This is a genomic window from Pseudomonas sp. Pseusp18, from assembly GCF_059506005.1.
Genome location: NZ_CP169240.1, coordinates 3,400,722 through 3,416,825, shown reverse-complemented (window position 1 = coordinate 3,416,825; position 16,104 = coordinate 3,400,722). Strand labels below are relative to the sequence as shown.

The following is a 16,104-nucleotide window of genomic DNA, read 5'->3' as shown; positions in this document are numbered from 1 at the left end:
TATGGGCATTTAATTTTATGCGATTTTAAGAAAGGGATTATCGACAGGCACCGACCCAGCTTCGAACAATAGTGCTGGTTTTTCTAGCAGATAGCCTTTGAGTATTGCCTTTTTCCGGGGGCCTTCGACCTGACAGATCCAGATATTCAAACCATCGTCGCGCTTTTTGTGGATCCTCAGCCTCTCGAACTGTTTCTGCACCCATCGCCATTCTTCACCTTCGGAATCGGCCCCCATTGAGATGCCCGGAAACTCCTGCGCGTAGCGCTGAAAAAGGCCTGGCGTGACCAGAAATACACTGCTACTCACCGTGTGGATTTTGGCCTTGCTGTCATTGATGTTCAGCTTGTGGCTCTGGATGCCTTCTTTGACCCAATTCAGGAATGCCTGACCGGGGTCTTTCGATGAGGGATTTGAAATTTCGGAAGTGCTTGGTGACGATGTGTCACTGAGCTCAGACTTTTCCAAATCGAACATATCCAACAGCGTGCCGAGATAGTCAGCGTCGTCCATAGCCCTGGGATCTGGCTGCGATTGGCTTTGAGGCGATCCTGTACTGACAGTCTTAGGCGCTGGTGGTGATGCCGAAGCGTCAGTCGAGTGGTCATCGGCGCCCACGCTCACCGTTCCGCTGAAAGCCTCAGGCCGGTCTTCATTCCCCCAGATCAACGCCGGTTGAATGCGCAGAAAGGTAAAGGTCTGCTGCCAGTTTCCCTGTGCCACTAGCGCGGTCCAGATGGCTTTGCCTTCCGGGGTGGACTCGACCAGCCCATGTGATTGCAGCTCGTCGAACACGGCGATGTTGGATGAAGGAATGCCCTCAATCGCTTGCGACAGCAGATAGGCTCGTAGCTTATCCGTGACCGCCTTGCTGACCAGCCACAGGGCGTCTTGAGTCAACCACCCCTCGGCACCTGGTTGGTTGAGTTTCAGTTCGTGCTGAACCAGATGACGCAGTCCGCTGATCAAGTGGTGTTGCAGTGAATGAATCGGCGCTTGCAGCGCCTTGCTCGGGTTGCCGCCGATGTTCTGCGCGGTGGAGACGCGGTCGGCCTGCATCACCAATTCGCCCAGCACGCCGGCACGTTCATATTGGCCCGCCAGGACATACAGCAGGCAGGCCCACAGCGACGGAAATCCACTGAGCCAGTCCAAGATAGGTCGGTCGAGAATTTGGGTGTAGAGCAAGCCTGCGGCGGCGCCGTGCAGGTGGTAGTCGCGGCCTTTGAGGTAGCGAAAACGGTAGGGCTGATCCAGGGGGCCGTGCCAAGGATGCCAAACACGGCCATCTTGGCGTTCGACCAGCAGGTCCACGGCGATCTTGCCGACGTCATGCAGCAGGGCGCCATAGGCGATGCCAGCCGACCAGGCATCGGCCTGAGCGGCTTGATCTTCGGGCGCGGCGCCGGTGGGCAGTAGATACGACTGACGCAGTTTCAAACTGCAAGCGACCAGCTCCAGGCCATGGTCGAGCATGCCGCCGAGATACGCATGGTGGTGCGTCTCGCTGGCCGGGAGTTGCTGGACCTGTTCGGCGTAGCGATGGATCGGATTTAAATAGAGCTGGATGAACTGTGCGTGGGAGAGGGCGGTGTACTGCCAGATGCGATCGAGCAACTGACGGCGGTGTTCCGCTGCTAACAAGCTGTGGGCCGACTCAATGGGCAGGTAGCCTTCGGCGACGCTCACGGTCGGTGGCGGAGAGGGCTTCTGCCTTTTGCTGCGAAACAGACTGAGCATCGTGACCTCCGGGAAGTGGCTGGGTCAGTGGCCTTTTAGCCTTTCCGGATAGAACTCTTACCCTTGAGTCCCCATTCCCTTCCAACCCTTACCCGTCCTTTTGGCTCGTGTCCCTTTGTGCGGCAATCGGGATGTTGATACTGCTAGGCATCGTTTTGTTAGGGGGCTGGTACGAAAAAGAAAAGAGTCGGTACACTGCGGTGCCTATTTTTTGGGTTTTGCCATGAACCTCACTGACGCCACGCTCGTGCTGCTGCTCGCGGCACGTATCCATGGGACCGACGAAGCCGTCCGAGCCTCGGCGAAGAGCGTGGTCAAGAAGTTGCCGCGCAGTAAACGCGATCTGATCTACAAGGTGATCGACAGCCGGAGTCCGCTTGAACTGGTGGATTTTCTGGCGCAGAACCTGGATACGTAACGGCATGCTGCGCGTGTGCGCCGCCTCTCTTTTTTTTTTGCATCAGAGTCCCGCGGCATGGGATTTTTTCTGGGCGTAGAAAAAAAGGGCTCAACTCGCGTTGGGCCCTGTGCAGCGATTGCGGCGGTGAGGTAACGATTAGGCTCCATAGTTCATGCAAAGCGCGTCATCCAAGACTACTTGCCCCAGTTGCTGCTCCAGGTTGAGCACATACTCCGAGGCGCTGCGGGCGTGGCCACTGGCACGAAAGATTGCGCGCTTGTCAGCCTTGAGCAGGCTGAGCCAGTAGTCGATGTAGCTCTCGTGTCTCAGCGCTCCCTGAATGCCGGCGTAAGAACATAAAAACGCAGCGCCCATCTCGGCGATTAACTCCTCAAAAGCATAGCCTGGCGAGCCGAACGAGCAGGATGAAGTCACCCCCTCGCGCTGCAACCGCGAGTGATGCCCGGTCCAGTGTGTCAGCTCGTGCAGTGCGGTGGCGTAGTACCCACCTTCATCGTGAAATTGCGCTTTTGTCGGCAGTTGGATGAGATCCCTGATCGGGTGGTAAAAGGCTTCGTCGGCAGAGCGATGCACGATGTTTGCCCCCGAACGTAACAGCAGATTTTCCGCAGCGCTGTTGGCCAGGAAGGGGCCGGTCGGTTCTGTCTCGAGCAGGGTGTCATTGAGCGCTTCGAGCCCCTCCGTTTGCTCGACGTTGAATAGAAAATGCGTCCTGAGAATGCCAAAGTGAGCGACCTTGGGCTGACCATGTTCATCAAGTACGGGTTGGCCTGACTCGGTCTGTTCCTCGCGCTCCATCGGCTTGTAGAGCACCGCCAGAGTGCTGTGTTCACCCTTACGGATGTGCCCACCGGCCTTTTTGGCTTGGTTGAAGGTCAACCAACGATCTTGAGTGAATCCCTGCAACCTGGCCTCGGCCCAGAGCAACGGTAAATTGATCCCCGAATAGGGACGCAGCGTGATGGCGTTGATTGGGAAGGGTTGATGATGACCGACGTCAGCTGAGCCACTTGAGGACCAGGGTTTGATCCAGGGGACAACGCCTTGGTCTAACGCGGTAACGATCTTGTCAGTCACGTCTTGGTAGATATCACGCATGGCATTTTCCTCGAGAAAAACCGGAGGAACGCCTTGCCCGTCGGGGAGGGTTCCCCGGTGGGTGGAGGTTGGATTGATGCAGGACTTGCATGCGGTCTGAGTGTGGGTCTGGGGACCGTGTACGACCGTCTACGTTTAGCGTTGGTGCTCTCCTACAAGCGCTATCAGTAATGCGCTGGGCTGGCCCGGCTCTTGGAGTAGGTTGAGGCTCAGTTGCAGCAACGGGTCGTGGTCGAAGTGATCTGTTGGTTCAATGTGGACTACCTCGAACAGCACATAGGGCTTTTGTGGATAGGTCAGGTGAGCTTTGAAGGCTGCGTGTAATACGTTGCTCAGCCGATCGATCTGCAGCTTCCCAGCGTGATCGGAACGCTCGAGCTGTACTGCGCGTTGCCATGCGCCAGGTGTGAACACGATGGGCAATCGAAGGGTGTTCAGTGCTTCCGGTGTCAGTGAGTCGGACATGGTGTGCCTCCGTTGAACGTGCGAAGAAACCTGTCCCGTGGGGGAAAGAATTTCCCCGCGGTGGGTTGAAGAAAAACAAGAAGGTTCGCCTGGCGAGCAGCGCTCGAAAGACGCTCAGGAGAGCAGTAGGCGTTCATCACCGTAGAAACGGTCATCGTGCGAGCTACCGAACGCTAATCGCACTTGGGAAAGAACCATCACCGAAGTGACGTAGCCTTGAAGGCTCTGGCTACCTGGGCAGGGTGCTGTCGGTAACAGCGATCCGTACCTAGTATTTAGCCGGACGATTTATCTGGGTCAATGACTGTAGAGAAGCTGTTTCACGGGGCTTGTCTTCTGTCTTCCAGTGAAGATTTTTTGGCTGGGCAAGCTGATAAACGGTCAAGCACGGACAGTTTTCAGTAGTAGGCTGTTACTCCTGTCTCAACCATGAAAACGCTCAGAAGAGGGCGAGACCATGCCGACTCAGAACCCTGTTCAGAATTCACGTGCCCACCGCTGGGCATATACCTGTGGTATGTCGATAAAGCGCGGGTATCGCAAGTTAAAAGCGTTTGAGTCCCGCATCGCTGAGCGTGCGGAGATGGCAGGAATGCCCGCAGGTAAATTTCTTGTACGCGGGAGTTTTCTGACTGCCAAGTTGGCTCTGCTCGGAGCATTTCTTTTTGTTAGCTTCTGGTTGTTTGTGCTGATGTGCACAATCGTCGTATTAGCAGCTATCCCAATTCAAGATTCAGACACTCCAGGTATTGACGATCTCGATGATCCAATGCATAGAACGTCTTGGCCTGAGCGGTACGATAAATGGGGTTCTCTGAAGTAGACTCTTGGTTATTTTGAGCTCGATTTACCCGAAACAATTCTTGCACCGCTCATCAACTGAGAGGTTCCGTTAGAGCTCGCTGTCTGTGCTGCGTGGGTTCCCCTGCTGAGCATTCCTTCTACACCTGAACCTACGCTATACCCAGCCCAGCTCATTGCGGCTAGAAAAACCATCGGCAGCACGATGAACATCGCCCCCATCACATACTCGATCACCTGTGCCGTGACGGTTCCCTCCATGAAGCCGGATGTGGGCAGCGATAACAGCACTTGATTGGAAGCCGAAACTTGGTTGTACAAGGTATCGAGCATGCTGGAGTCGACCCAGCGTGCTAACTCCCACCAGAAGGTCAGGATGTGCAAGGTGAACAGCGCGAACGTCACCGTCATGACGGTCTTCAACTGGTAGGTACTGACCAACAGAATCAGCGGCAAGCTGATGATGACGCCCATGATCAGAAAAGCCTGCACCATCGGCAGGGCGGCGCGCAGTGCATTCATCGCTGGGAAGTTACTGAAGGAACCGAGGGCCAGGCCGGTGTTGGTGGCGAGGTTATTGAGTCCCTGATTGATCGACCCGCCGCGAGCACTGGAGCCATAGTCCTGGTACACCTGTCCGGGCGACATGGACATCGATTGCTGGCGCGGGCTGACCAGCTCGCGCAGGGTGGCATCCTCGATCTCGTTGCTCGAACGACCAGTCAACCAACCTTTCAACTGAGTCAGCAGCGAAGGATCGACCTGTTGGATCAAGCGCTCGCGCAACCCGACACCGCTATCGCTCCACCACTGCTTGCAGGTGGGATAGCCCGCGCCATTCTCTAGCCGAGGTAGGGACATATCGCGGCTTTCGTCATAGGGCCAATTGACGCGCGGCGTGCGTGAGCGATCGGTGTCGTAGTAGCCGGGCATGTCGAGAAAATAGCTTGAGCCGATCCAGGCTGCGTCGTGACTTTGTGCTTTGTCTAACTGCGGGCGGTTGGTGAACAGCCGAGAACGGGAATAGCCGTAGCAGTCGCGAGTGAAGTCGGCGACTTCTTGCAGCAGTACCTGACTGCCGATGCGCGAACTGTCGATCTCCATGCGCATCTGCCGGATATCCGGTGCGCAGGGGATGGAGGCGGTGGCCGCCGCGGTTACCCCTTTACTCAAGGCATGCACCAGAAACCACCAGATCGGCACATTGGCGGAGCGTTCGCCGATGGTATTGAAGGTGGCCCCCCAGGCGGTTTCTGCTGGCCTGGCCACACTGACGCCGCAACGTTGGCTCGCCGCATCATCGAACGCCATTGACGAGAGGCTCAACGGAAAGACCGGCGCGCAGCCGAACAATACGACGATGTAGGCCAGCCACAACCGGTTCTCGATCCGCGGCACCGAGAGCAGTCCCTTGTTGCCTTCATCCGCGCCTTGCTGACGGGCCGACAGCCATTCTTGCAGGATGATTGCGCCGAAGGGCGCGGCGAATAGCCCGGTGTCGGACAGGACACTCCAGAGGCCGTTGTTGATGATCCAGGCCAGCAGAGAGAGGTAAAACTCCAGGTAGCTGTTGGTGCTCATGAGCATGGTGGTGACCTCACAGTCGGGTGAGTTCGACGCAGGTAAGGAGCACGAGCCCTAATGCCCCGATGCGTTTCACGCGCAGTCGATCCTGTGGTCGATGTCGGTAGCGCCGAAGCAGGTCCCACCAGAGCGCAAAGAGGGCGGCGTAGAGCAGGGCGCGCCACCACCGCAGATAAGGTCGTGCGGATTCGAATGCCTGCTGCCAGGCCTCGAAACTCCCCAGCGCAGTGCGGCCGATCCAGGCGACCAGTGCCGCGGTCAGGATCATCACTGCGGCAATCCCCAGACCTGAAAGCAGAGTGAATAGCGGTGAGTGTTTCATGGCTCATTTGCGCCTAGCGTCAGCATCATTGAGTCGGCCCGGCTCAGGGTCGCCTTGCTCGACGGTACGCGAAGCATCGGCACCACCCGCATGTCGATCGAGCACCAGGCTGGCGGTATTGGTGGCGAGCATCTGCCGGACCTGCAGCTCGGTTTGTAGCAGGCGTATTTCGCGCTCTAGGGCGTCGATGTTTTTCGTCAAGGCGCTCTGTGCCGGCTCAGCTGAGGCGATATTGGGTTCGTGGCTGCCCGCCAGTAGCGTACGCAGTAGCAGGAGCGCCTTGTCGAGTACGCTGGACAAGGCTGTCTCGCTGGCCAGGCGCCGTGCCAACAGATCCTGGTCGGGATCGTCGCGCAGGGCTTCGACCACTCCACGGGTTACCGGCAGCATCGGGCTGGAGGCTTTCGCCAGATTGTCAGGGGTAGGCGGCAGTGAGCCCGACAGTAATCCTTGCAGGGCCTTGAGGCGTTCGCTGTAGGCCTCCTGGATCAGCGGCGTCAATCCGCTGCCCGCGGTCGCACGCAGGGTTTCGCAGCTGTCGCAGGTCGAGACTTCGCTCTCGCCCAGCACGCGGACGGCCCATTCGGATTCCTCCTGGGGCGAGGTCCAGGTCTGGCAAATAGCCCCACCGAGGCAATCGCTGCTATTGATCGAGGCACTGTCATCCACCGTCCGGTTATGCAGCAGGTTGTAGCCTGCTCGCACTACGTCGGAGGTCACACGGATGGGGGGCTGCCCGCTACCTCCAGCCTTCTGGCCGCCGACCCAGGAGACCCCGTTGTTGCCGTTATGGGCCTCGGTGTTTTTTAGCGCGGCCACCGCATCACCGCCGGTTTGCTCCAGATTGCCCTGCATCTCCTGGTTCTTGGCCAGCGCACCCCAGCTAGCTTGACCGACCTTGTCCGCCATTTTTTCGGCCATGGCTTGGCAGGTCAGCTTGGAACGGTCGAAGTCGATACGGCCCTGCATGACGCCGTTGCTCAACAACTCATAGAGGCCGGGATTGGCGCGCTGGATGATCAACGCTGGCAGCGACATCACCGCCTGGGTCGCGTTCTGCACGATGCTGCCCATGATCTGCTGGAAACCTTCGGTGGCGCCGTTCAGCTGGTTTTGCAAGGTGTTGGTGAGGCTCATGTTTCCGCACATCATGTTTGCTCGCCAGGACCCGCCGACACCGAGACCGCTGGGTCGGTAAAGCGAGCTCGGTGAGCCCACTGCCGAACCGCCACCGATGGTGTACATCACTCGATCGTCGAGCACTTCGCCTTGAGTGCCCAGGCGGTAATCGCCCTCGGCGGCGTGGGCATGCATGGCCATGGCGAGCAGTCCACAGAGCAGCAGGCTCTTAACGGCACGCCATGGTCGCGCGCGCAACCGGCTCATGATGCATCGCCTTCGAAGTTGATGCTGAACAGGAAGGTCTGTCCTTCACGTTTGCAGCAGCTATAGGGGCGCCACAACGACCAGGCGTAGCCGCCATCCGCGCTCTGTACCGGATCGCTGGGGAAGATGGCGCACGTGGGTTGAATTTGGGGGGAGAGCAATTGCCATTTGTGGGTGGAAGCGTCTTTTTCAACGATCGGGCCAGGTGGCCAGTAGCCGTCGCGTTTGGCGGGCGTGAGTGGTACGTACACATGCGGCTGCCCGTTACGGGTAATCACATCGCCGGCCCGTTGCGCCATGACGGCGGCCGCCTTGAAATCGTCGGGATGTACCAGAAAGCCCTGCCGGGGATAAACGCTGCCCCACATGTTTCCCGAAGCCTGCTGACCGATTTCACGGATCCCTGGCATGAGCGACTCGGGGTAAAGGCTTTCGGGTATGCCATGGCGCCAGGCCAGCGAGTCCAGGGTGCTCAGGTAGTAGGGCATGAACGCAGTAGCGCCGCTGGCGCAGGCGTAACCGGATTGCGAGGCCAGTTGCGTGGCGGCCCAGCCACCGGGGTGGCCGATGCCATCGACGTTCTTGAAACGGGGCAGGTTGTTGCGCTGGGTGTTCGGCGTGATCAGGTTGCCGCCACCTTCCGCACCGCTGATGGGAGAGGAGAGGGAGGCCATCTCGGTCCATGGGTTATTGCCGGTGGTGGCGTAGCTCGAGACCACGAGTTCAGGAATGAAATGACGCACCTTGGTCGAGGTTTTGACTGTGCAGCCGAAGGGCGTGCAGAGCAGCCAGTAACAGATGCCGACGACCCTGTAGGCGAGGCAATTTGGCGACAACACCGAGGACGTGATGCTGCCGGTGTCCAGCGCCATGCTTGGGCCGGATGCCAGCAGAATGCTCAGCGCCAAAGGTCGTAGCTTTTGAAGCGCAATTGACGGGCATACGACAGGCATGATCCAGGCTCTTTGGGCTAATGGCCTGGACACGTTCAATGATTGAACGTACACCGTCAGTGATAAAGCTGAAGCTGGCGTTGTCGGTTTACAAGGATTTGCAGGGCGACGAGGTGGCTATTCGATGCTCAGCGCGCGGCGAAGGGCGTCTGGCTCGATGAGTAGCTGAGCCGTTGTGATTTCGAGAATATTGGCGAGTTTGCACAGGACCATCAGCGACGGATTGCCCGTGCATCGTTCGATTTGACTGACGTAGGTACGATCGACCTCGGCCATGAGCGCCAACTGCTCTTGGGTAAGGTTCTTTATACGTCGCATCAAGCGGATGTTTTCCGCCAGTTGCAGACGCAGCTGTTCGTAGTCTTGAGTCATGCGCGCAAATTGCGCCTTGAGGGACTCTCAATCCACGGGATATAGTCTACATTGGTATTGATCTAGGCCATTTGGTGCCGAACGTTCATTTTGTTTCGTTATGATTTTCAGGCTGGGTCCAGCATCTAACAATAAAATCAGACATCTAGGGTGTGTATGGACGAAAACTACATTTCAATTCCTGCGGCGGATGGTTGCCCAAGTCTTCTGACACCTTGGGGCAACGAATTTGCTCCGATGATCGAACGTGGCGTGCAATGCGCCCAGGCTTGGCTTGATACGCCCGGCGAGATTCCACTGTGGTGGGAGCTGGCGCAAACACGCAAGACCTTTCCTGTCGGTGACTGCCAAGATGCCTTTGAAGCCGGATTCTTGTTGAGGATTCAGCAGCGGCTTCGAGGCGCATCGCAATAACCGGTCGCTCGCTGTAGAGCGCGATACTCGAACAGATTTCCCTATGGGGGCTCTATTCCTCGCGCTCTATCGATCCGTTTAGCTATCCGGTAAGCAGCTTCCAACTCTGAGCAGCCATTCTCCTGCATCAGTGTCCAGCGCTCGGCTTTTTCCTCGGGTTCTGTCATGGCCAGGGCGAGATAGAGGCTGGGTGGCACGGCCCGAAATAGCGTTTCGAGCTTCTTCGACAGCACGACCCCCTCGGTGTATTTACCCGGCTCCTTGCTGGCGGAGAGCAACAAGACTTTCTGTGCCGATGTGAGTTTCTTGAAGCGAGCGATTTCTTCGATTTCCGCCGGTGGCATGTTCAAGCAAATCCACCACTCGATCATGTTGAGCATGGTCTGCGCGGCAGTGGGGAAGTCGGCAAGGTTCTGCGTAGCGAGCCAGAACCAGGCGCCAAGCTTGCGCCACATCTTCGTGCCCTTGACCACGAACGGTGCCAGCAACGGGTTCTTGGTGATGATATGGCCCTCGTCGGTGACCATGATAATCGGTCGGCCCAGGTACTGATCGCGCTCGGCGAGATTGTTCACGGTGTTCATCAGGCTGATGTAGCTGATGGACATCTGTGTCTCGTAGCCTTCGCGAGCGTAAGTGGCAAGATCGACAATGGTCACATCGCTCTCGGGCCAGGACGTGCCCTCGCGATCGAACAGTTCGCCCTCGAAACCCTGGCAAAACAGGTCGATGGACTCGCCCATTTCCTGGGCACGCTCACGACGCTTCTCCGGTAAGTGCGTGTCAGTGGCGACTCGCAGCAAGGCGTCGCGCACGTCGCGGGTCAGTACCTGGCGGTCCGCTGCGACACAGGTCTGTGACGCATCCAGGATGCACTCGCGGATCAAGCTGCGATCGGCTCGACTTAGGCGGGCTTCTTCCTTGGCTTCGCCGCCGGTGATCATCAGTCGAGCGGTGATTTCCAATTCGCCAAGTACATCGCGCTGGTCTTCGCGACTGCTTACGACCTCATCGTCCCACTCATCGATCGACAGACTCGCGACCTGATCCGGCTGCTCAACCAGACGCCAGGCGTCGACAAAGGGCGCGAGGCTGACCGAGGCGCCAGGTTTCAATTGGACCTTGTTGACCGAGAGACCTTGTGTCGCGAAGTAGTCGCCCTGCAAGCCGAATGAATTGCCGGCTTCGACGATAAATAGGCGAGGGCGGTACACGGCCATGACTTGCATCAGTAGGGTGACCAGGGTGGCCGACTTGCCTGCGCCGGTCGGGCCGAACAACAGCAGATGGCCGTTCATGGCCCGGTCCAGACGTGACAAAGGATCAAAGCTCAACGGTGAACCACCACGATTGAACAGGCTGATGCCCGGGTTCCCCGTTCCCGTGCTGCGGCCCCAGACGGGCGCCAAATTCGCCAGGTGTTGGGCGAACATCAGGCGGGTGTACCAGTTACGCGTGTCGCGGGCCGGGTTGTAAGTCATCGGTAACCAACGCAGGTAGCTGTTGCAGGCGGCGACCTCATCGCCTTCACGTACCGGTTGCAGCCCCGCACCCAGCAGTGCGTTAGCCAGGCTGACCGAGCGCTGGTGCAACTGCTGTTCATCGTGACCGCGCACGTAAAACGCCAGGGTGCCCCGGTACAGCTTGTGCTGGCGGCCGATGATCGCGCGAGCCTCTTCGACATCCTGACGGGTCTGGGTCGAGGCCAGGTTTTCACCGATGGCTTTGCGGGCCAGGCGGTTCAACTGATCCTCAAGCACATCCTGCGGTTTGACCACCAGGGTCAGACTCATCACGGTACCTTCGGGTAACTGGTCGAACAGCGCATTCATCGCGTCGCCCTTGCGGGTTTCTCCGGTGAGTTGACCAATCAAGGGTGCTCGGCGCAGCTTGTCCACTACCATGACCCGATGGGGCTGATCGTCAAAAAACCAGAGTCCGTGCTGCACATCCGAACGCGGTTCGTTGAAGAACAGCCGCTCGGCAAAGTCATGATCGAAGGGCAGTTCCAGCGACTCGCCCTCGCCAGACTCCGGATAGGCCACGCGGCGGTAGAACTCCTCGGGCGCTTCATCGGTGAGCTTGGGGGCTGGATTGAACCAGGGCACTAACCAGGCATACAGACCGCGGCCATCGACTCGCGTCGATTGCACCCCGCATGCCTGCAATGAAGCCGCGATACGTTCGCAAGCCTGTTGCAGGGATTGCACTGAGGTGAGTCCCGTCTCCTCAGCGTCAGACTCAAGCCAGCGATAGACCACCAGGCGCACCCGTCGGTTATTACCACGCCAGGGCAGGTGCGTGACTGCTTTATCCTCAAACAGACCACCGGGCTTGGCGATGGCCTTTAGATGACGGCGGCTGAGTTCCAAATACGCCTCGGTGAAGACCGTGCCTCGCGCGCTGTCCTGAATATAATCGGTGAGCCGGGTCAGGTAGGGGGTGAAGTCGTTGTCGGCCTGGCAGAAAAACTGCGCCACCCAAGGCGCCTGATCCAGCTCGTCAAAGCTATCCTGCAGGGCATCCTCAAGGGCATCGCGGGCCGCCATCAGCCAATCGGGTTCGCGCCCTTCGGTACCGATAGGCAGCAACTCGAACACCGCGCCCACCGAGCGATTGTCATCCAGTAGAAAGCACTGCTCGGTGTCGAGGTATTCGACCCAAGGCAGATGATCGGTGAAGCTGGGATTGTGCGCATAGAGTGCAGCTTCATCGGCCAAGGTGGCGCGAGGACGTACTGGGTGGCGCCAGGCTTTCCACGCGGGAATGCGGTTGCCCGAGTCGCCGGTACGCACTACAAGTCTTCCTGACGTTCACCCGGCAATGCGTACTGCACACGCTGGTAGAACGGAAAGACGGTCGAGTAACCCGGGACCGGTGCCTGCTCGGTACCACTCAAATGCGGATACACGTACAGCACCAGATCGGGATTGGGCAAGCGTGGGAACAGATTGTGGATCTCGTTCGCCGCGGTGCGAGTGTACGGTTCTTGGAGAGAGGTAGAGAAATCTGCTTGAGCCAGCGGGCGACGTAACTGCTGCCGAGCATCCAGCAGTTGCTGCTGAGCACCCTGTGAACCGGCGCCGTTCCAGATGTCCAGCATGGTTTGCTCGCCATGGGGTAGAAGCGTTTCCTTGTCGGTCGAACACCCCGCCAGGACCCAGCAGAGCACGCTAATCCAGGTCAGGCAGAGAGGCATGGTCTTTTTCATGGCGAACGCTCCGGCCCTTGGGCTCGTAGTCGATGGTGATCTCATGGTCGAGGTGCAGTGCGACTTGTGCTGCAGGCGGTACGTAAACGGCCGCAAAGGCCTCGCCATAGAGTTTGTTAACCCACTCGCGGATGTCGCTGACTCCACTGCTGAGGATTGAATTCAGTGCGCTATTGCCACTGCTATTGGTGACCCCGAGCGTACTGCCGCCCGAACTGATCACGCTGCTGTTGTTCTGCTCATCCCCAAGCAAGGCGGCGACACCGGCGCCGGCCGCGGTGATCAGGCTCTGGCTGCCGAGGTACTGCTGGGCGTTCGAGCGGCGCTCGCCGGCAATGCAAGGAATGCCATACGGATCGGACAGGTAACCGAGTCCGCCACGGATCTTGTCGGTGCTCGAACTCTGGGTGGTGGAGGCATTCCGGCTGGCTACCGCTTTCGGCTGAGGCACCGTGCGGATGGTGCCATCGGTAAACACAAAGGTGATTGACTCGACCTGCCCGCGTACGCAAGACAGGGTCCAGTCTCCGGACGCCGTGCCGCTCATCACGGCACCCGCGACGTCCGGCAGGTCGATGCCGTTGGCGGTCAAGTTCTCCGGGCCGACCAGTACTTTGAAGGGGTAGGGATCATTCACGGTGCCGTCCACCGGGACTCGGCCGATCAGCGCGGTCATGGCGACCGAGCCCATCAGCGTGGCGTTTTCGGGGATCGTGTAGACCGGCTTCGCCCCTTCGGTACGATCAACGGATCGTGTCAGGTCACGCTCACCCTTGGTGACGGCACCTAGCTGTTTCTGGCTGCGATTAATAGCGTTATCTTTCACGCCTTCCAGTGAGTTGAAGGCAGTAGGCAGACTCAGTGCGGAGGCGGTCTTGGTTTTGCCTCGGGCGCCGGTGGGTGGAGCATCCGAGGGTTCAATCCACTGCAGTGCATCATTGGCAGAATACTGCCCGTCGAATTGAGCCCCGTCGCCCGGCTCAAGCCCCAATCCGATCGGCATATCCTTGCCTTTGCTGGTCAGCCCCGACAACTGCTCCTGCAATTGCGTCAGCAGACCGCGAGCATGGCGACTGTCTTGTTCTGCTTTGAGCCGGGCCTCGTTGGCTTGGCGTCGGCCTTCGTCGACCTGCTGGGTCACACTACCAAGGGCGGTTTGGATACGTGAGTCGACACTGTTTTCTCGCTCGCGCAGACGGTTGTTCTCTGTCTGCAGCGAATCGTTGTGTTTCTTCAAACCGAGCATGTCGCTGCGCATGGCCTTCACCTGGCCGACCAGGGTGGCGACCGTGTCGCGTGGAGTGTCGCCCGCAATGCCGAGCGACTTGGCTTGCTCGGCGGATAACTGAAGGTTGCCCTGATCAACTGGGTTTTCTGGAGAAGGCTTGTTGCCACCCGCGACCCAGGTTTTCAGCATGATCAACACCACGGCCAGCAGCGCAGCCGGTACCAGCCATTTGAGCAGGGCGTTAGCTTTCATAGTCAGCACCTCGCGCAACGGGCGGGAGCAGCACGGCTTGTTCGAGGCCGGTACCGCGAGTGACGAGGTAGGCGATCGTGGTGTCTTCAGCACTGCCGACAGGCCCGAGGAAAGCATGCTGGAAGGTCGCGGCGAACAGCTTGGCCTGAAGCCGACGCGGATCGAGTTGCACCGTCTCTGAACCACGATTGCGCAATTTCACCGCCGTCACCCAGTAATCCCCGAGTCGCCAGGCGGCGACAGGTATGCTGGACACGTTTTCGGTCGGCAGCAGGGTTGGCAGTTCGGTGCGTAGCTTGAGCGGTACGCGGCGTACGCCGGGTAGGGGTTCTACGGTGCGTAGCGGTGCGTACAGGCTCTGTGCGGCATAGCGCGTCAAAGCGACCGGGATCGGCGTACGCTCTGGAATAGGGATGGTACTAGATGCCGTCTCGGTAGCTTGCACCGGAGCATTCTTGAGAATACGCACGGGCTCTAGCGGTTGATCGCCAGCAGTGGCTGCGATATCCAGCAGGATGATCTCGCCCGTCGTGACCGATTGCAGTTGCAGTCGGGTAGGGGCAATAGCTTCCGATGCACGCAGGTACAGCGTGCTGCCGGCTGATTGCACGCGCAGCTTGCCCGTCAGGGTTGAGGGCACGCCAACTCGAACAGCCTCATCGACAAAGACCACCCGTTCTTGGTTGATCACCAGCGGAACCGCGAGGGGGAGGCGTTCCCAGTGCATCAACTCGACGGCCTGCGCTGCAGCTCCCCATAACATCAGTACGACGGTCAGTGCCAGGATAGAAATCCGCTTCATGGCTCACCTCCAGGCAGGGAGATTTTTTGCGGCGTGCCCTGATAACAATCCAGTGCCAGCCCCCACTTATTGCGTTCGGGGTCCAGATCAAAACGCACCACGCGCAAGGGATAACGCACCACCACCCGCTTCACCGGTTCGGCGGCGTAATACTCATCGGCATTGAGGTCGAGCTTGACCAACCAGCTGTCGCGGTCGAGTTGCTTGACCCTGAGTTCCGGATCTTCGCTGTAGCCTCGGCCCAGAATTTCGTAGACGCCACGCACCCGCTGGCGCAGCTCGCCGGCGGCCTTACGGTACTCATAATCACCGTCGAGGAAGGCTTTGCAGGCGGGTGTCAGGTAGGACTGCAAGCCATAGATGGCGCGGCGATAATCTTGCTCGCCATCCGAGGGCCAGCGGTTGAGTTGGCCAAAGATGTACAGGGCAAAGGCATAGACATTCTCTGAGGGAATATCCCACCACTTGCGAGTGCTACCCGAGCGCAGATCTGGGGGAACATGCACGGTCATATCGGTCGGTGCCGAGCGCCAGCCATACCAGAGTCCGGCACAGACCAGGGCGAGGATCGCTACCGCCAGACGCAGGCTGAAGATATGAGCCTGTTGGGCATCGACCTTGTTCCGAAAACGGCTCATGACTGCCACCGAGACAGGGCAGGGCAAAGTCGACGAGAACGGCGAACCGTCCAGGCACCGGAGTGCAGGATCAAACTCCCGATACCTAGACGCCAACGGCTGGCCAGTACCCATTCGAGCTTGCGGTACAACCAGGTCTCGGGGCGGGCCCGTTTGGCCCGACGCAGTAGCGTTCCACCGGCCAATAACACCACCGTCATGCCTGCGATCATGCCGGTCGGCGCCACGGCAATGGAGGCGGTGGCGATCGCCAGAGGAACGCCCAGCAGCAGACCAATGACGGCACCGGTGCCGAGCGCTACCCACATCTCATCATTGGTCAAACCGCGCAGTACGGCAGGATCGCGATTGAGTCGCTCGGGCAGAAAAACCAAGGTGCCGTCGGCAAGGCGTTCGATAGTGTCGTTCATGTCGACC

Annotated in this window: 17 protein-coding genes; 3 read left to right on the top strand and 14 right to left on the bottom strand. The window is 58.9% G+C overall.

Annotated features, from left to right (window positions below):
- Window positions 1-15: 15 nt before the first annotated feature.
- Entirely contained in the window at window positions 16-1,740 is a 1,725-nt protein-coding gene (gene mobH / locus ACEN9A_RS15385) for a MobH family relaxase (RefSeq protein WP_413387883.1), read from the bottom strand.
- Between the two features lie 223 nt (window positions 1,741-1,963).
- On the opposite strand from mobH, the gene ACEN9A_RS15380 reads away from it, so the two are divergent.
- Window positions 1,964-2,158, top strand: a complete 195-nt coding sequence (locus tag ACEN9A_RS15380) for a DUF7740 domain-containing protein (protein ID WP_020300924.1) — start codon at window positions 1,964-1,966, stop codon at window positions 2,156-2,158.
- A 138-nt stretch (window positions 2,159-2,296) separates the two neighbouring features.
- Here ACEN9A_RS15380 and ACEN9A_RS15375 read toward each other — a convergent pair whose 3' ends face one another.
- Both ACEN9A_RS15375 and ACEN9A_RS15370 read right to left on the bottom strand, forming a co-directional pair.
- Window positions 2,297-3,259: an ArdC family protein gene (locus ACEN9A_RS15375; RefSeq protein ID WP_413387885.1), complete on the bottom strand. Its 963-nt coding sequence runs from the start codon at window positions 3,257-3,259 to the stop codon at window positions 2,297-2,299.
- A 135-nt stretch (window positions 3,260-3,394) separates the two neighbouring features.
- Complete coding sequence (locus ACEN9A_RS15370; RefSeq protein WP_413387887.1) at window positions 3,395-3,724, bottom strand: hypothetical protein; 330 nt, start codon at window positions 3,722-3,724, stop codon at window positions 3,395-3,397.
- 457 nt (window positions 3,725-4,181) lie between these two features.
- Between ACEN9A_RS15370 and ACEN9A_RS15365 the strand changes: the two genes are divergently transcribed.
- The gene (locus tag ACEN9A_RS15365) at window positions 4,182-4,547 is read left to right on the top strand and encodes a DUF3742 family protein (protein WP_413387889.1); all 366 of its coding nucleotides are present in this window, start codon (window positions 4,182-4,184) and stop codon (window positions 4,545-4,547) included.
- Between the two features lie 8 nt (window positions 4,548-4,555).
- On the opposite strand, the gene ACEN9A_RS15360 is transcribed toward ACEN9A_RS15365, so the two are convergent.
- The 5 genes from ACEN9A_RS15360 to ACEN9A_RS15340 form a co-directional block, all read right to left on the bottom strand.
- Window positions 4,556-6,112 carry a conjugal transfer protein TraG N-terminal domain-containing protein gene (locus ACEN9A_RS15360; protein ID WP_413387891.1) on the bottom strand — a complete coding sequence of 519 codons (1,557 nt, stop codon included), beginning with the start codon at window positions 6,110-6,112 and terminating at the stop codon, window positions 4,556-4,558.
- Window positions 6,113-6,122: 10 nt separating this feature from the next.
- On the bottom strand, window positions 6,123-6,431 hold the full coding sequence (locus ACEN9A_RS15355) for a hypothetical protein (RefSeq protein ID WP_413387893.1): 309 nt from the start codon (window positions 6,429-6,431) through the stop codon (window positions 6,123-6,125).
- Window positions 6,432-6,434: 3 nt separating this feature from the next.
- Window positions 6,435-7,817: an integrating conjugative element protein gene (locus tag ACEN9A_RS15350; RefSeq protein WP_413387895.1), complete on the bottom strand. Its 1,383-nt coding sequence runs from the start codon at window positions 7,815-7,817 to the stop codon at window positions 6,435-6,437.
- Window positions 7,814-8,770, bottom strand: a complete 957-nt coding sequence (locus ACEN9A_RS15345) for a TIGR03756 family integrating conjugative element protein (RefSeq protein ID WP_413387898.1) — start codon at window positions 8,768-8,770, stop codon at window positions 7,814-7,816. Before ACEN9A_RS15345 ends, ACEN9A_RS15350 begins: the two co-directional genes overlap by 4 nt.
- A 117-nt stretch (window positions 8,771-8,887) precedes the next feature.
- Window positions 8,888-9,142, bottom strand: coding sequence for a helix-turn-helix domain-containing protein (locus tag ACEN9A_RS15340; protein WP_413387900.1), 255 nt, complete (start codon window positions 9,140-9,142; stop codon window positions 8,888-8,890).
- 156 nt (window positions 9,143-9,298) lie between these two features.
- On the opposite strand from ACEN9A_RS15340, the gene ACEN9A_RS15335 reads away from it, so the two are divergent.
- Complete coding sequence (locus ACEN9A_RS15335; protein WP_413387902.1) at window positions 9,299-9,556, top strand: LasR-specific antiactivator QslA; 258 nt, start codon at window positions 9,299-9,301, stop codon at window positions 9,554-9,556.
- A 41-nt stretch (window positions 9,557-9,597) separates the two neighbouring features.
- On the opposite strand, the gene ACEN9A_RS15330 is transcribed toward ACEN9A_RS15335, so the two are convergent.
- From ACEN9A_RS15330 to ACEN9A_RS15305, 6 genes are read right to left on the bottom strand one after another with little or no spacing between them, the layout of a single operon-like run.
- Entirely contained in the window at window positions 9,598-12,351 is a 2,754-nt protein-coding gene (locus tag ACEN9A_RS15330) for a conjugative transfer ATPase (protein WP_413387904.1), read from the bottom strand.
- A complete protein-coding gene (locus ACEN9A_RS15325) occupies window positions 12,351-12,767 on the bottom strand; it encodes a TIGR03751 family conjugal transfer lipoprotein (protein ID WP_413387906.1) in 417 nt (138 codons plus the stop codon). Before ACEN9A_RS15325 ends, ACEN9A_RS15330 begins: the two co-directional genes overlap by 1 nt.
- Entirely contained in the window at window positions 12,730-14,247 is a 1,518-nt protein-coding gene (locus tag ACEN9A_RS15320; protein WP_413387908.1) for a TIGR03752 family integrating conjugative element protein, read from the bottom strand. Before ACEN9A_RS15320 ends, ACEN9A_RS15325 begins: the two co-directional genes overlap by 38 nt.
- Window positions 14,237-15,049, bottom strand: coding sequence for a TIGR03749 family integrating conjugative element protein (locus ACEN9A_RS15315; RefSeq protein WP_413387910.1), 813 nt, complete (start codon window positions 15,047-15,049; stop codon window positions 14,237-14,239). Before ACEN9A_RS15315 ends, ACEN9A_RS15320 begins: the two co-directional genes overlap by 11 nt.
- The gene (locus ACEN9A_RS15310; RefSeq protein WP_413387912.1) at window positions 15,046-15,687 is read right to left on the bottom strand and encodes a PFL_4703 family integrating conjugative element protein; all 642 of its coding nucleotides are present in this window, start codon (window positions 15,685-15,687) and stop codon (window positions 15,046-15,048) included. The genes ACEN9A_RS15315 and ACEN9A_RS15310 overlap by 4 nt, the downstream gene beginning before the upstream one ends.
- Window positions 15,684-16,097 (bottom strand): TIGR03750 family conjugal transfer protein, encoded by a 414-nt coding sequence (locus ACEN9A_RS15305; RefSeq protein WP_413387914.1) that lies wholly within the window; start codon window positions 16,095-16,097, stop codon window positions 15,684-15,686. The genes ACEN9A_RS15310 and ACEN9A_RS15305 overlap by 4 nt, the downstream gene beginning before the upstream one ends.
- Between the last annotated feature and the right edge of the window lie 7 nt (window positions 16,098-16,104).

Excerpts from the sequence above, each read along its gene's own strand:
- mobH (WP_413387883.1), bottom strand. The coding sequence starts at position 1,740 with ATGCTCAGTCTGTTTCGCAGCAAAAGGCAGAAGCCCTCTCCGCCACCG.
- ACEN9A_RS15380 (WP_020300924.1), top strand. The coding sequence starts at position 1,964 with ATGAACCTCACTGACGCCACGCTCGTGCTGCTGCTCGCGGCACGTATC.
- ACEN9A_RS15375 (WP_413387885.1), bottom strand. The coding sequence starts at position 3,259 with ATGCGTGATATCTACCAAGACGTGACTGACAAGATCGTTACCGCGTTA.
- ACEN9A_RS15370 (WP_413387887.1), bottom strand. The coding sequence starts at position 3,724 with ATGTCCGACTCACTGACACCGGAAGCACTGAACACCCTTCGATTGCCC.
- ACEN9A_RS15365 (WP_413387889.1), top strand. The coding sequence starts at position 4,182 with ATGCCGACTCAGAACCCTGTTCAGAATTCACGTGCCCACCGCTGGGCA.
- ACEN9A_RS15360 (WP_413387891.1), bottom strand. The coding sequence starts at position 6,112 with ATGCTCATGAGCACCAACAGCTACCTGGAGTTTTACCTCTCTCTGCTG.
- ACEN9A_RS15355 (WP_413387893.1), bottom strand. The coding sequence starts at position 6,431 with ATGAAACACTCACCGCTATTCACTCTGCTTTCAGGTCTGGGGATTGCC.
- ACEN9A_RS15350 (WP_413387895.1), bottom strand. The coding sequence starts at position 7,817 with ATGAGCCGGTTGCGCGCGCGACCATGGCGTGCCGTTAAGAGCCTGCTG.
- ACEN9A_RS15345 (WP_413387898.1), bottom strand. The coding sequence starts at position 8,770 with ATGCCTGTCGTATGCCCGTCAATTGCGCTTCAAAAGCTACGACCTTTG.
- ACEN9A_RS15340 (WP_413387900.1), bottom strand. The coding sequence starts at position 9,142 with ATGACTCAAGACTACGAACAGCTGCGTCTGCAACTGGCGGAAAACATC.
- ACEN9A_RS15335 (WP_413387902.1), top strand. The coding sequence starts at position 9,299 with ATGGACGAAAACTACATTTCAATTCCTGCGGCGGATGGTTGCCCAAGT.
- ACEN9A_RS15325 (WP_413387906.1), bottom strand. The coding sequence starts at position 12,767 with ATGAAAAAGACCATGCCTCTCTGCCTGACCTGGATTAGCGTGCTCTGC.
- ACEN9A_RS15320 (WP_413387908.1), bottom strand. The coding sequence starts at position 14,247 with ATGAAAGCTAACGCCCTGCTCAAATGGCTGGTACCGGCTGCGCTGCTG.
- ACEN9A_RS15315 (WP_413387910.1), bottom strand. The coding sequence starts at position 15,049 with ATGAAGCGGATTTCTATCCTGGCACTGACCGTCGTACTGATGTTATGG.
- ACEN9A_RS15310 (WP_413387912.1), bottom strand. The coding sequence starts at position 15,687 with ATGAGCCGTTTTCGGAACAAGGTCGATGCCCAACAGGCTCATATCTTC.
- ACEN9A_RS15305 (WP_413387914.1), bottom strand. The coding sequence starts at position 16,097 with ATGAACGACACTATCGAACGCCTTGCCGACGGCACCTTGGTTTTTCTG.